Annotated in this window: 17 protein-coding genes; 10 read left to right on the forward strand and 7 right to left on the reverse strand. The window is 65.1% G+C overall.

The features are described from left to right. Window positions 1-119: 119 nt before the first annotated feature. Window positions 120-1,292, reverse strand: a complete 1,173-nt coding sequence (locus tag HHL08_RS10265; RefSeq protein ID WP_169572878.1) for an efflux RND transporter periplasmic adaptor subunit — start codon at window positions 1,290-1,292, stop codon at window positions 120-122. Between the two features lie 232 nt (window positions 1,293-1,524). Between HHL08_RS10265 and HHL08_RS10270 the strand changes: the two genes are divergently transcribed. Beyond that, window positions 1,525-1,773 carry a GlsB/YeaQ/YmgE family stress response membrane protein gene (locus HHL08_RS10270; RefSeq protein ID WP_169572880.1) on the forward strand — a complete coding sequence of 83 codons (249 nt, stop codon included), beginning with the start codon at window positions 1,525-1,527 and terminating at the stop codon, window positions 1,771-1,773. Between the two features lie 61 nt (window positions 1,774-1,834). Here HHL08_RS10270 and HHL08_RS10275 read toward each other — a convergent pair whose 3' ends face one another. The 3 genes from HHL08_RS10275 to HHL08_RS10285 form a co-directional block, all read right to left on the reverse strand. Next, a complete protein-coding gene (locus HHL08_RS10275) occupies window positions 1,835-2,092 on the reverse strand; it encodes a GlsB/YeaQ/YmgE family stress response membrane protein (RefSeq protein ID WP_169572882.1) in 258 nt (85 codons plus the stop codon). A 238-nt stretch (window positions 2,093-2,330) separates the two neighbouring features. Next, on the reverse strand, window positions 2,331-2,630 hold the full coding sequence (gene sciP / locus HHL08_RS10280; RefSeq protein WP_169572884.1) for a CtrA inhibitor SciP: 300 nt from the start codon (window positions 2,628-2,630) through the stop codon (window positions 2,331-2,333). Between the two features lie 106 nt (window positions 2,631-2,736). Continuing rightward, window positions 2,737-3,033, reverse strand: a complete 297-nt coding sequence (locus HHL08_RS10285; protein WP_169572886.1) for a hypothetical protein — start codon at window positions 3,031-3,033, stop codon at window positions 2,737-2,739. Window positions 3,034-3,196: 163 nt separating this feature from the next. Between HHL08_RS10285 and mnmA the strand changes: the two genes are divergently transcribed. Continuing rightward, the gene (gene mnmA, locus HHL08_RS10290; RefSeq protein WP_169572888.1) at window positions 3,197-4,303 is read left to right on the forward strand and encodes a tRNA 2-thiouridine(34) synthase MnmA; all 1,107 of its coding nucleotides are present in this window, start codon (window positions 3,197-3,199) and stop codon (window positions 4,301-4,303) included. Between the two features lie 196 nt (window positions 4,304-4,499). On the opposite strand, the gene HHL08_RS10295 is transcribed toward mnmA, so the two are convergent. Beyond that, a complete protein-coding gene (locus HHL08_RS10295; RefSeq protein WP_169572890.1) occupies window positions 4,500-4,772 on the reverse strand; it encodes a hypothetical protein in 273 nt (90 codons plus the stop codon). An 86-nt stretch (window positions 4,773-4,858) separates the two neighbouring features. Between HHL08_RS10295 and hisG the strand changes: the two genes are divergently transcribed. The 4 genes from hisG to thiL all read left to right on the forward strand — a co-directional run bounded on the left by hisG (window position 4,859) and on the right by thiL (window position 8,404). Next, complete coding sequence (gene hisG / locus HHL08_RS10300) at window positions 4,859-5,521, forward strand: ATP phosphoribosyltransferase (protein WP_169572892.1); 663 nt, start codon at window positions 4,859-4,861, stop codon at window positions 5,519-5,521. Between the two features lie 129 nt (window positions 5,522-5,650). Continuing rightward, window positions 5,651-6,946, forward strand: coding sequence for a histidinol dehydrogenase (gene hisD, locus HHL08_RS10305; protein ID WP_169572894.1), 1,296 nt, complete (start codon window positions 5,651-5,653; stop codon window positions 6,944-6,946). 9 nt (window positions 6,947-6,955) lie between these two features. Next, window positions 6,956-7,402, forward strand: a complete 447-nt coding sequence (gene nusB / locus HHL08_RS10310) for a transcription antitermination factor NusB (RefSeq protein WP_169572896.1) — start codon at window positions 6,956-6,958, stop codon at window positions 7,400-7,402. An 87-nt stretch (window positions 7,403-7,489) separates the two neighbouring features. Then, window positions 7,490-8,404, forward strand: coding sequence for a thiamine-phosphate kinase (thiL, locus tag HHL08_RS10315; protein WP_169572898.1), 915 nt, complete (start codon window positions 7,490-7,492; stop codon window positions 8,402-8,404). A gap of 58 nt (window positions 8,405-8,462) precedes the next feature. Here the strand turns inward: thiL and HHL08_RS10320 are convergent, their stop codons facing one another. Together HHL08_RS10320 and HHL08_RS10325 are read right to left on the reverse strand one after the other, a co-directional pair. Next, a complete protein-coding gene (locus tag HHL08_RS10320) occupies window positions 8,463-9,089 on the reverse strand; it encodes a DUF1345 domain-containing protein (protein WP_169572900.1) in 627 nt (208 codons plus the stop codon). Window positions 9,090-9,129: 40 nt separating this feature from the next. Then, window positions 9,130-9,705 (reverse strand): Clp protease/crotonase-like domain-containing protein, encoded by a 576-nt coding sequence (locus tag HHL08_RS10325; protein WP_169572902.1) that lies wholly within the window; start codon window positions 9,703-9,705, stop codon window positions 9,130-9,132. A gap of 140 nt (window positions 9,706-9,845) precedes the next feature. Here HHL08_RS10325 and ruvA point away from each other — a divergent pair, with 140 nt between their 5' ends. Genes ruvA through ruvB form a run of 4 tightly spaced genes read left to right on the forward strand, consistent with a single transcriptional unit; the run spans window position 9,846 to window position 12,057 of the window. Next, complete coding sequence (gene ruvA / locus HHL08_RS10330; RefSeq protein WP_169572904.1) at window positions 9,846-10,454, forward strand: Holliday junction branch migration protein RuvA; 609 nt, start codon at window positions 9,846-9,848, stop codon at window positions 10,452-10,454. 43 nt (window positions 10,455-10,497) lie between these two features. Then, window positions 10,498-10,743: a ribbon-helix-helix domain-containing protein gene (locus tag HHL08_RS10335; RefSeq protein WP_206377813.1), complete on the forward strand. Its 246-nt coding sequence runs from the start codon at window positions 10,498-10,500 to the stop codon at window positions 10,741-10,743. Further along, window positions 10,736-11,038, forward strand: coding sequence for a type II toxin-antitoxin system RelE/ParE family toxin (locus HHL08_RS10340; RefSeq protein ID WP_169572906.1), 303 nt, complete (start codon window positions 10,736-10,738; stop codon window positions 11,036-11,038). Before HHL08_RS10335 ends, HHL08_RS10340 begins: the two co-directional genes overlap by 8 nt. Then, window positions 11,035-12,057 carry a Holliday junction branch migration DNA helicase RuvB gene (gene ruvB / locus HHL08_RS10345; RefSeq protein ID WP_169572908.1) on the forward strand — a complete coding sequence of 341 codons (1,023 nt, stop codon included), beginning with the start codon at window positions 11,035-11,037 and terminating at the stop codon, window positions 12,055-12,057. Before HHL08_RS10340 ends, ruvB begins: the two co-directional genes overlap by 4 nt. The last annotated feature ends 53 nt before the right edge of the window (window positions 12,058-12,110 follow it).

The raw sequence follows: 12,110 nt of genomic DNA on the forward strand, positions 1-12,110 counted from the left end.
TGGCGCGTCCGTCCAACCTGTGCCGGACGCAACATAGCGTCCCATTCAACCTGTTCGCCGCGCCTGATGGCGCGCATCCTGCCGTCCGTGGCGCGGCCGGCATCGGCCGCGCCTATATCCTAGCGGGTCTTCAACAATTCCGGTTTCACCTTCTGCCCCGGCGCCAGGAAGGCGCCGGCGGAGGTGACGATGCTTTCCGCGCCGTCGATCCCGCTGGTCACGGCGACCCCGGCGTCGGACACCTGGCCCACTGTCACGGCGCGGCGCTCCACCTGGTTCTTGGCGTTGACGACATAGACATAGCTGCCCTTGGCGTCGCTCTGTACCGCCGATTCTGGCAGCAACGGCGCGCTGCCCGATCCGCTGGTGATGGTCGCGGCGGCAAAGCCGCCCGGCCGGATCGCGGGATTATAGGCGACGGCAATGCGCGCGATGCCCTGGCGCGTCTGGGGATCGATCACTGGCGACACCTGCCAGATGCGACCGGCGAACTGATCGCTATGGCCGATCGGCGTCACCATGGCGCTGTTGCCCGGACGCAGCGTCGCCAGGTCGCCTTCGGCCACCTGCGCCTGCAATTCCATCTCGCCATCCTTGGCCAGGCGGAACAGCACGGCGCTGCCTGCCTGGACGATCTGGCCCGGTTCGACCGCGCGGGTCAGGACCAAGCCGGACGCGGGCGCGCGAATGTCCAGCCGCCCGGTGCGGGCGCGCTGTTCGGCGAGTTGCGCGGCGGCCACGCTGACGCGGGCTGCGGCTGCGTCGCGGGTCGCGGTGCGCTGATCGATGTCGGCGGCGCTGATGAAGCCGCGGCCTACCAGCGCCTTGGCGCGGTCAAGCTGGGCCTGGGCGAGTTTGGCGTCGGCGCGGGCCACGTCTACCTGGCCAGCGAGCGATCGAACCTGTTCGACCTGGACTGATCGTTCGATGATCGCCAGCGGCTGGCCGGCGCGCACCCAGTCGCCCGGTTGCACCAGCACTCGCGTCACCATGCCGCCTTCGCCGACGACGCCGACCGGCATGTCGATCCGCGCGGCCAGCGATCCGGTCGCCGTGACGGTGCGGGCGACGACCGACTGGCCGGGCCGAATGACGGTTACGACTGGCACCTGCGCGGCCGGGGCGGCGGGAGCGGCCCCCGTATCGCCGCGCATCGATATCCAGGCGGCCGCAGCGACCAGCAGGACGGCGACGCCGCCGCCGATCAGCAGCAGCCGTTTGCGCCGCCGGCGCGCCTCATCTTCTTCGATGACGACCATCGAGTCGCCCACCAGCTGGGTTTCGTAATTCATGCCGTTTCTCATCTCTCCGGCGCATCGCCATTTCGGCAACTGTGTTATATGAATATAGCACCGCTCTCAACCCCCAATATCATGGTTCAAAGGGGGACGGCAAAGCGATATTGCGGGGCGGATGGAGGGTGGAGTGCGACGCGCCGTTCGTCTATGTTGATGTACGCACATTGACTTGCCGAATCCGCCAGTCGTGGCGCAGCGGCGATGCCATGCGGGAGAGGAGCGCGCCATGGATTTGCTGGGGTGGATCGTCATCGGCCTGCTGGCCGGAGCCTTGGCCAAGCTGATCATGCCCGGCCGCGATCCGGGCGGCTGTATCGTCACCATATTGCTGGGCATAGCCGGGGCGTTGCTGGCCGGCTTCGTCGGGCGGTTGGCTGGCGTCTATGCGCCCGGTGAGCGGGCCGGCTTCATCGCCGCCATTTTGGGCGCTATCGCCGTACTGGCGCTCTATCGCTTTTTCGCCGCGCGGCGTTGAACCGCGCACAAAAAAAGGGCCGCGCCATGGCGCGGCCCTTTTGTGTGTACGGGATGCGCGGTTAACGCATCGATCCGCGACGAACCAGGTTGACGATCGCCAGCAGGATGATCGCGCCGACCAGCGACACCAGGAAGCTGTACAGCGTCAGGCCCGCATTGTTGATCGAGCCGCCGCTAAAGATCAGGCCGCCGATGAAAGCGCCGACGATACCGACCACGATGTTCAGCAGGATGCCCTGCTGCGCGTCGGTCCGCATCACCATGCTGGCAAGCCAGCCAATGACGCCGCCGACGATAAGCCACAAGATAATGCCCATGTTACTCTCCTTGACCACGCCCCCAGCGGGTTGGGTGCTGTCTCAACGGAGGAGAAGGCGTCCCGTTCCACGGCGCAAAAAATGATTCCGGGCTGGAAACCATCTTGGCTTTGTGCCGTTCTGGCGCGTTCGTTACGGATGCAAGCCAAAAACATGGCGAAGGGCCGCAGGATCTGCATCCGGCGGCCCTTCGTCATGTCGCTATGTAGCCGTGGCGGGAGTCGCCCGCCCAGGCCGATCAGTATTTCTGCTGCCGTTCGTACAGCGACTTATAATATTGGATGCGGGTGACGCGCAGGCCGTGCATGCCCGATCGGTCGACCGCACGCTGCCAGCTGGCGAATTCCTCCAGCGTCAGATTATAGCGCGCGCACGCCTCGTCCACGCTCAGCAGGCCGCCATTCACCGCAGCGACCACTTCCGCCTTGCGCCGCACCACCCAGCGTGTGGTGTCGGCTGGCGGCAGGCTGTCGAGGGTAAGGGGTTCCCCGAGCGGCCCGACGACCTGAGTCGGCTTGATTTTCTGGTTCTCGATCATTCTTACCCTCAAAGTGCGGCACTGGCGTTACCGAATTCAGCAGTGAAACCTTTATCTGCATCAGCCCTGAAGAACGGCTAAAGCCCCACGGTAAACACGGCCTTCATCATTCATGCCCCCTGGCTAAACGGCTCGCGATCAACGGGTTGAAACTTCCCGCGAGACGAACGGCTTCGATCTTGCCGCCGGAACGTGGCGCGAAAACACCCGCCAGTTCCTGAATCCAGTCGTCGCTTCCGCCCTGCCCCCGCAGGACGCCCGCCACCGCCTGCGCGGTCGGACTGGCCGCCTGCGCTGCTGCCGTGGCAGCCCGCAGAAATGGCCAGGCCGGCACGCGCGGCCGGCTGAAGGGTCTGGGGGAGCCAGGCTTCAGCCCGCCACCCCGAAGGAAACTCAGATCCATGACCCCTGTGTAGAGGGTAATGAATAAGGGTCGGTAAACTCGACACCGCTTTCGTGACTCGTCCGGCCTCCCTTTCGCGTCGATCCATCCCGATTATGGGCAAAGTGGCGCTACCTTTTGTTAACTTTTGCACCGCCGCGGCTGCTGCATTATAGGCGCGTCCATGCAGCCCCAGTTTCAGCTTCCCGAGCCGCTTACCCAGCGGCGCATCGTCGTCGCCATGTCGGGCGGCGTGGATAGCAGCGTCGTCGCCGCGCTCGCCGCGAAGACCGGCGCCGAAGTCATCGGCGTCACGCTCCAGCTTTATGATCATGGCGCGGCGGTCGGCCGCACCGGCAGTTGTTGCGCCGGGCAGGACATCCGTGACGCGCGCGCGGTGGCCGACCGCATCGGCATTGCCCATTATGTCTTTGATTATGAAACCGCATTCCGCGATTCGGTGATCGCCGACTTTGCCGACGAATATATGGCCGGGCGCACCCCCATCCCCTGCGTGAAGTGCAATATGGGGGTGAAGTTCACCGACCTGTTCCAGATCGCGCGCGACCTGGGCGCAGACTGCCTGGCGACCGGCCATTATGTGCAGCGGGTCGAGGGTCCGAACGGCGCGGAATTGCACCGCGCCGCCGATCCTGCGCGCGACCAGAGCTATTTCCTCTTTGCCACGACTCAGGCGCAGCTGGACTATCTGCGTTTCCCTCTGGGCGGCCTGCCCAAACCGCAGGTGCGCGAGATTGCCGCCGAATTGGGTCTTTCGGTGGCGCTCAAGCCCGACAGTCAGGACATCTGCTTCGTGCCGGACGGCGATTATGCCAAGATCGTACGCAAGCTGCGTCCCGACGCGGACGAGGGCGGCGACATCGTTCATATCGACGGGCGCACGCTTGGCCGACACAAGGGAATGATCCATTTCACCGTCGGCCAGCGCAAGGGACTGGATATCGGCGGCCAGCCCGACCCGCTCTATGTCGTGCGGCTGGATGCGGCGGGCAAGCGCGTGATCGTGGGGCCACGGGCGGCGCTGGCGGTATCGGGTGCGGTGCTGAGCGATATCAACTGGCTGGGCGGCGAATTTGCCGGGCCGCTGACCGCCAAGGTGCGATCGATGGCCAAGCCCGTGCCCGCGCGGCTGGATGGCGACCGGCTGCTGTTCGATGCCCCCGAATATGGCGTCGCGCCGGGACAGGCGGCAGTTCTCTATGCGGGCGAGCGCATATTGGGCGGCGGCTGGATCGCCAGCACGCAGGCGGCGATGGCGGAAGCGGCCTGACCCCACTCCCACCGTCATGCCGGGCTTGACCCGGCATCCCGCTGTTCTTCGGGCGCAACAGAAGAAGCGGGATCACGGCTTTCGCCGGGATGACGGTAATTATGGCAGAGAGCTGGCACGATCGGCGGCGGCTATCGCCTCGGTTTCGGCAAGTAGCGCTTTGAGTGGGCCGATATCCGCTTCGCTTAGCGGCACATCAAGCGCAGCCACCCTCCCTGATGTCGTCCAGCCGGGGGTTGGCAACGGGCTGGGTGGTGAAATTATCCCAGTCCCAAGGCCCGTCGGTTCCCTCCAGAAAGCCGCGCAGATAGCCAATCACTTCCTCAGGTGAGAGGGTGCGTGGCTTCTCGAACGGCACCATCACCGGTTTCACGATCAGAAAAACCGGCAAGATGGCGATGGCAGCTATGCAGCCCACGCCGCTGGCAAGAAATTGAATAAATGAAACCGGGGGCGGCTTATAGGGCATATACTGTTATATATGGCGGATGCGCGTCATTCTCCATCCCCCCAAACCTTGCCCTTTTACGCCCCCGCGCGTAAGGCCCGCGCGTCATGACTCGCCCGCTCACCTTCGCCATCCCCAAGGGCCGCATCCTCGATGAAGCGCTGCCCCTGCTCGCCAAAGCCGGTATCGCGCCGGAGGCGGAGTTTCACGACAAGAAAAGCCGCGCGCTGCGCTTCGCCACCAACCGGCCGGACGTGTCGATCATCCGCGTGCGCGCCTTCGACGTCGCGACCTTCGTCGCGCATGGCGCGGCGCAGATCGGCATCGTCGGCTCCGACGTTGTGGAGGAGTTCAACTATTCCGAACTCTACGCGCCGGTCGATCTCGACATCGGCCATTGCCGCCTGTCGGTCGCTGAACCCACCGGCCTTGCCGACGAGGATCAGACCGCGATGAGCCATGTCCGCGTCGCGACCAAATATCCGCACCTTACCCGCCGCTATTATGAAGCGCGCGGATTGCAGGCCGAATGCGTGAAATTGAATGGCGCGATGGAACTGGCCCCCTCGCTCGGCCTGTCGCGCCGGATCGTCGATCTCGTCTCGTCTGGCGCGACGCTCAAGGCCAATGGCCTGGTCGAGACGGACATCATCATGCAGATCAGCGCCCGCCTGATCGTCAATCGCGCCGCCTACAAGATGCGCTCGGCGGAACTCTCGCCGTTGGTGGAGGCGTTCCGCGCCGCCGTGGGGGTGAAGGATGCGGCGTGATATAACGCTCCGTGCTCCCGCGCAGGCGCTGAAACGAGTCACGCGCCTCGTTTCAGTCCAGTCCAGAGGGCGGAACTGGGTTCCCGCCTGCTCGGGAACACATGGCGCTTTGGCGCAAGGAACGCGGGCATGACTTTCCGCCTTTCCACCACCGACGCCGGTTTCGCGGCCGCCTTCACCGCGCTGGTCAACGACCGGCGCGAGGCGGACGAAGACGTCTCGCGCGATGTCACCGCGATCCTCAAAGCCGTGCGCGCCGGCGGCGATGCTGCGCTGGCCGATTATACCCAGCGCTTCGACCGTCATGACCTGAACGTCAGCGGCTGGGCGGTGACGGCGGCGGAGACACGCGCCGCGCTCGACGGCATCTCGACGGAACTGCGCGACGCGCTCGAACTCGCCGCCGCGCGCATCACCACCTATCATGAAAAACAGCGTCCGCAGGACAGCGATGGCGTGGACAGCGCGGGGGTTCGTCTGGGTGCCCGCTGGAGCGCGGTCGATGCCGCCGGTCTCTATGTGCCGGGCGGCCGCGCCGCCTATCCCAGCTCGCTGCTGATGAACGTCATCCCCGCCAAGGTCGCCGGCGTCCGCCGCATCGCCATGGTGACGCCGACGCCGGGTGGAGAGATCAACCCGCTCGTCCTCGCTGCCGCGCAGATTGCGGGGATCGAGGAAATCTGGCGCGTCGGGGGCGCGCAGGCCGTTGCCGCGCTCGCCTATGGCACTGACCGGATCGCGCCGGTGGACGTCATCACCGGTCCCGGCAACGCCTGGGTCGCCGAAGCCAAGCGGCAGCTTTATGGTGTGGTCGGCATCGACATGGTCGCCGGCCCTTCGGAAATCGTCGTCGTCGCAGATGGCCGAAACGATCCCGAATGGACCGCCGCCGACCTGCTCAGCCAGTCGGAACATGACCCGACCAGCCAGTCCATCCTGTTCACCGACGACGCGGCCTTCGCCGACGCCGTCGCGCAAGCTGTCGATCGCCAGATCCCGACGCTCTCCACCAGCGAAGTCGCCCGCACCAGCTGGGACGCCAATGGCGCGATCATCCTGGTCCGCGACCTGGACGAAGCCATGCCGCTGGTCGATCGCCTTGCGCCTGAACATCTCGAACTCGCCGTGGACGATCCCGACCGTTATTTCGCGCAGGTCCGCCATGCCGGGTCGGTGTTCCTGGGCCGGATGACGCCCGAAGCGGTAGGCGATTATGTCGCGGGGCCGAACCATGTGCTGCCCACCGGCCGCCGCGCGCGCTTCTCGTCGGGCCTGTCGGTGCTCGATTTCATGAAGCGCACCAGTTTTCTTAGCCTCGACGCCGCGGCGATCGGCGCGATCGGCCCCGCCGCCGTGGCGCTGGCGCGGGCGGAAGGTTTGCCCGCCCACGCCGCTTCGGTGGCGCTGCGCCTCAAAAAGACATAGGGATATCCCATGAACGATCGCTCCAAATCCCGCTCCGCCGCGCGCCTCGCCGCGGTCCAGGCGCTCTATCAGCTCGAAATGGAGGGGACGCCCGTCCATATCCTGCTGCATGAATTCCACCAGCATCGGCTGGGTGCCACGATCGAGGATGTCACCTACGCCCCGGCGGAGGAGTCGTTCTTCGACGATGTCGTGACCGGCGTGGACAAGCGCCGCGACGAGATCGACACGCTGATCGCCGCCCGCCTGTCTAGCGGCTGGAGCCTCGACCGCCTCGACAAGCCGATGCGCCAGATCCTGCGCGCGGGCACCTATGAACTGCTCGCCCGCGCCGACATCGGCACCGGCACTGTGATCAGCGAATATGTCGATGTCGCCCACGCCTTCTACGACAAGCGGGAGTCCGGTTTCGTCAACGGCCTGCTCGACGGCGTGTCGAAGGATGTGCGGAAGTAAATTGCCGTCCTGAGCGAAGGGCGAGGGCATGGCGCTCCGCTCGATGATGGGCTTCGACTTCGCTCAGCCCGAACGGTAGGATAGCGCATGTCCGCCGAATCCCGCTTCCTCACCTTGCTGCGCCTGCTGGCGAACGATCCCGCGGCGCAGGGGCTGGCCGACGATGTCGCGATTCTGCCCGTCGGTGACACTCGCCTGATCCTGACCAGCGACACGATGGTCGAGGGCGTCCATTATCTCCCCACCGATCCGCCTGCCGACATCGGCTGGAAACTGGCGGCGGTGAATCTGTCCGACCTGGCGGCCAAGGGCGCGAAGCCGGTCGGCTGCCTGCTGAACTACGCCCTGTCGGGCGACGATGCGTGGGACGAAGCCTTTATCGCCGGTCTGGGCGAGGCGCTCGACCGCCACGCCATGCCGTTGCTGGGCGGGGACACGGTCAAGATGCCCACCGGATCGGCGCGCAGCTACAGCCTGACCGCGATCGGCGAAGCGACCGGCGCGGTCCCCACCCGCAGCGGGGCGCAGCCGGGCGACCGGCTCTACCTGAGCGGCCCGGTCGGCGATGCGGGCATCGGCCTCGTGCTTGCCAGCGCCGATGCGGCGGCGAGCGGCCCGCTGGTGGAGGCCTATCGCCGCCCGCGCCCGCGATTGGCCGAAGGCGCGCTGCTCGCGCCCCATGCCACCGCGATGATGGATGTGTCGGACGGCCTGCTGATCGACGCATCGCGCATGGGCCAGGCCAGCGGCGTCGCGATCACCATCGACCATATTCCGCTATCCCCGGCGCTGGAACGGGTGCGCGGCGCCAGCACCGCGGTTCAGATCGCCGCAGCGCGGGCGGGCGACGATTACGAGTTGCTCTTCACGATGCCGCGCGGGCTGACGCCGCCGGTGCGGGCCATCCCGGTCGGTCATGTCGCGGCAGGATCGGGCCTGACGCTCATAATCGACGGCGCTGTGATCCCGTTGCCTGACTCGCTGGGCTGGGAACATGGCTAGAGCATATTGAAGTGGGTCGGAACGGCTGACGGCTCGCAATATGCGGCAGGAAAATGCCCTAGCCGCCACCCAGCACATTGATGGTGAAGGCCAATATGCCGAGGTTGAACAGGAAGGCCGCCAAGCATTGGAACAGCACCGTCCGGCGCATCGCCGTGGCCGTCACCGATACGTCGGAGGTCTGGAACGTCATGCCGAGCGTGAAGGCGAAATAGAGGAAGTCCCAATAGCCCGGTTCCTTCTCCTTCGGAAAATCCAGTCCGCCTCGGTCTTTGCCGCTCTTGTCGGGCAGGTAGAAATTATGGGCATAATGCATGGCATAGACGAGATTGGAAAAGAGCCAGGCGATCAGCAAAGTCGCCAACAATAGCGCAATCATCGCTCCGTTCGGCCCGCCATGCTGGCTGATCGCCACGCCGACCGCGACCAGGATCACCAGACTGACGATGCCCGTCAGCAGCAGCATCAGCCCGCGATTGGCATCGTTGGCCTGCGCCTTGCGCCGCATCGATGCCGCATCAGCATCGATCAACGGCACAACAGAGATCATGAAGGCGATTGCGGCGAGGTCGAACCCCGCCATCACCGCTTCATGCCACGGCATCCACAAGGCCAGCGGCGCGACCAGGGCCAGCAGCGCCAGAAACATGCCATAGCGCCAGGGGAAGAGGGGAGGGGACCGCATGGCGCGCATCAAAGGCGCAGCCATGCCATCTGGCAAGCGCTTATAACACTGCCGCGATAAGCCCGCGCGCCTGCGCCTCGTTCGCTTCCAGATACCAGTTCTCCGGCGCCTTCTCCAGCAGCTCCTCCATCGTCACCTGCGACCCCAGGATCAGGTTCGCAAAGCCTTCATTCTGGATCGCGATCGAGGATTCGATCTCGTTCAGCGTCGCCTTCAGCGTCGCGATGCAGGTGGACAGCGGCCCGGCGAGATGGATATTCTTGGTGATGATCCGTTCGTGAATCATCAGCCGCGTGCCGCGGGTCAGATAGCGGTTTTCGGCCGCGAAGAAGCTCATGAAGGTCGCGCCGGCCGAATAGACCGCAGTGCGCCCCATGAACACCAGCCGCCGGTCGGGATAGAGTTCGGAATGGAAGCGGATATCCTCCCCCATCAGCCGGGCGATCTCCGGGTCGCCGCCCAGGGTGGACAGTTCGACCACGACCAGCCCCTGTTGCGGCGCGGTGGACAGGCAGTTCTTGAAATGCAGATACATGCCATGATCGACCACGCCCGACAGCATGATCGCGGGAAATTCGAAATCCTTGGGGCCAAGCATCGGGGCAGTCATCAACATGTTTGGGTCCTTGAGAGGGAAAGTCGCGCTGCACTACGCATGGGACGGCAAAAGGTGCCGCGCTTTTGACTGGCGCGCGGCGCGACAGGCTGTAAAGAACAGATCATGACCAAAGGGCGGGACGCCGAAGGGCAGGGCAGATGATCGCGAAACTCAAAGGGTTGCTGGACAGCACGGGCATCGACCACGCCATCATCGACGTGGGCGGCGTGGGCTATCTGGTCGGCGCGTCGTCGCGCACGCTCGCGGCTTTGGGGCCGGTCGGCGAAGCGGTGACGATCCATACCGAAATGCTGGTTGCGGCGGACTCGATCCGCCTGGTCGGCTTCGCCCGCGCCGAGGAACGCGACTGGTATCGGCTGCTCACCCATGTCCAGGGCGTGGGTTCGCGCGTCGCGCTGGCGATCCTCTCCGCGCTCGAACCGCTGGAACTACACCGCGCCGTGGCGATGGGGGACAAGGCGATGATCGCGCGGGCGAATGGCGTCGGCCCGAAGCTCGCCCAGCGCATCGTCAATGAATTGAAGGACAAGATCGGCACCGCGCCGGCGGGCGGCCCGATCGGCGTGGGGGGCGTGGTGGCGCTCCTGACCGGCAGCTTCGCCGCCGACGCCCTGTCCGCGCTCCAGAATCTGGGCTTCAAGCCGCATGAGGCCAGCGTCGCCGTGGCGGCGGCGGAAGCGGACCTTGGCGAAGACGCAAGTCTGGACGCGCTGGTGCGGCTGGCTTTGCGGAAGGCGGCGAAGTGATGAGCACATTGGCTTGCGACAGCAAAAGGCTTATGATCTGACCATGGCAAATCTGAACGTTTCCATGCCGCCGGCGCTTGAACAATGGGTCGACACCCGGCTCGCTCAAGGTCGATATGCGGATGCAGCTGACTATGTTCGCGACTTAATCCGGCGCGATCAAGAAGCGGCGGATGATGACACGCATTGGGTGCGCGGGAAGATTTTGGAAGGGTTTGCCTCCGGCGTGATCGATGCAGAACCCGAAGATGTCTTGAGAGAGATCATGGCGCGACTGCCGGATGCCTAAGATCAGGCTTACGGTCGCCGCGCAACAGGATCTCATCGCCATTCAGGATCGGGGACTTGATTTGTTCGGCCTGGATGCGGTTCGGTTACATATGCAAGGCTTTGAACATATTTTCACGCTCCTTCGCGCTCATCCGGCAGCAGGTGAAGCCAGACCCGATTATGGGGACGGCATTCGCGTGTTTTCGCATCGGCCACATCGCGTGCTGTATCATGTTGGCGAAACTGAAATCTTGATCGTGCGCGTCATTCATTCCGCGATGGATGCTATCGCCGCCTTGGGGCATACGAATTGACCGACGACGATCGCCTCCTCACCCCCGCGCGCCGTCCCGAGGATGTCGACGCGGCGCTGCGTCCGAAATCGCTCGACGAATTTATCGGCCAGAAGGCTGCGCGCGAAAATTTGCGCATTTTCATTCAGGCGGCAAAATCGCGCGGCGATGCGCTTGATCATGTGCTGTTCTTTGGCCCGCCGGGCCTGGGCAAGACCACGCTGGCGCAGATCGTCGCCAAGGAAATGGGCGTGGGCTTTCGCGCGACATCCGGCCCGGTGATCGCCAAGTCGGGCGACCTGGCCGCCTTGCTCACCAATCTGGACGAGGGGGACGTCCTGTTCGTGGACGAAATCCACAGGCTCAGTCCCGCGGTCGAGGAGGTTCTCTATCCGGCGATGGAGGACCGCGCGCTCGACCTGATGATCGGGGAGGGGCCATCCGCCCGATCCGTGCGCATCGACCTGCCGCGCTTCACCCTGGTCGGCGCGACCACGCGGCAGGGCTTACTCACCACCCCCCTGCGCGACCGTTTCGGCATCCCGGTGCGGTTGCAATTCTACACCGTCGAGGAGTTGGAACTGGTCGTGCGCCGCGCCGCGCGGCTGCTTGACCTGGCCATCACGCCCGACGGCGCGGTGGAAATCGCCCGCCGGTCGCGCGGTACTCCGCGCATCGCCGGGCGCCTGCTGCGCCGGGTGCGCGATTTTGCCAATGTCGCGGGCGTCGCCGCCGTCGATGCCAAGGTCGCCGACGCTTCGCTCATGCGGCTGGAAGTCGATCATCTCGGCCTCGACCTGATGGACCGCCGTTACCTGATGATGATCGCCGATATCTATCGCGGCGGGCCGGTGGGCGTCGAAACGCTGGCCGCAGGCCTTTCCGAAGCGCGCGACACGATCGAGGAAGTGGTCGAGCCCTATCTGATCCAACTGGGCCTTATCGCGCGCACCGCGCGCGGCCGCTGTCTCAATGGTCCCGGCTGGAAGCATCTGGGCCTCAATCCGCCGGCGGGGTCGCAGGACGGACTTTTCGAATAGGAGAGCATTCAAAACCGATGGCCGTTACGGCAGGGCGAAGCTATAGCCTTGTC

It is taken from the genome of Sphingobium psychrophilum (genome assembly GCF_012927105.1).
In the GTDB taxonomy this organism is placed as follows: Bacteria; Pseudomonadota; Alphaproteobacteria; order Sphingomonadales; family Sphingomonadaceae; genus Sphingobium; species Sphingobium psychrophilum.

Coding starts and splice junctions, on each gene's coding strand:
- HHL08_RS10265 (WP_169572878.1), bottom strand. CDS start 1,292: ATGAATTACGAAACCCAGCTGGTGGGCGACTCGATGGTCGTCATCGAA.
- HHL08_RS10270 (WP_169572880.1), top strand. CDS start 1,525: ATGGATTTGCTGGGGTGGATCGTCATCGGCCTGCTGGCCGGAGCCTTG.
- HHL08_RS10275 (WP_169572882.1), bottom strand. CDS start 2,092: ATGGGCATTATCTTGTGGCTTATCGTCGGCGGCGTCATTGGCTGGCTT.
- sciP (WP_169572884.1), bottom strand. CDS start 2,630: ATGATCGAGAACCAGAAAATCAAGCCGACTCAGGTCGTCGGGCCGCTC.
- HHL08_RS10285 (WP_169572886.1), bottom strand. CDS start 3,033: ATGGATCTGAGTTTCCTTCGGGGTGGCGGGCTGAAGCCTGGCTCCCCC.
- mnmA (WP_169572888.1), top strand. CDS start 3,197: ATGCAGCCCCAGTTTCAGCTTCCCGAGCCGCTTACCCAGCGGCGCATC.
- HHL08_RS10295 (WP_169572890.1), bottom strand. CDS start 4,772: ATGCCCTATAAGCCGCCCCCGGTTTCATTTATTCAATTTCTTGCCAGC.
- hisG (WP_169572892.1), top strand. CDS start 4,859: ATGACTCGCCCGCTCACCTTCGCCATCCCCAAGGGCCGCATCCTCGAT.
- hisD (WP_169572894.1), top strand. CDS start 5,651: ATGACTTTCCGCCTTTCCACCACCGACGCCGGTTTCGCGGCCGCCTTC.
- nusB (WP_169572896.1), top strand. CDS start 6,956: ATGAACGATCGCTCCAAATCCCGCTCCGCCGCGCGCCTCGCCGCGGTC.
- thiL (WP_169572898.1), top strand. CDS start 7,490: ATGTCCGCCGAATCCCGCTTCCTCACCTTGCTGCGCCTGCTGGCGAAC.
- HHL08_RS10320 (WP_169572900.1), bottom strand. CDS start 9,089: ATGCGGTCCCCTCCCCTCTTCCCCTGGCGCTATGGCATGTTTCTGGCG.
- HHL08_RS10325 (WP_169572902.1), bottom strand. CDS start 9,705: ATGTTGATGACTGCCCCGATGCTTGGCCCCAAGGATTTCGAATTTCCC.
- ruvA (WP_169572904.1), top strand. CDS start 9,846: ATGATCGCGAAACTCAAAGGGTTGCTGGACAGCACGGGCATCGACCAC.
- HHL08_RS10335 (WP_206377813.1), top strand. CDS start 10,498: ATGGCAAATCTGAACGTTTCCATGCCGCCGGCGCTTGAACAATGGGTC.
- HHL08_RS10340 (WP_169572906.1), top strand. CDS start 10,736: ATGCCTAAGATCAGGCTTACGGTCGCCGCGCAACAGGATCTCATCGCC.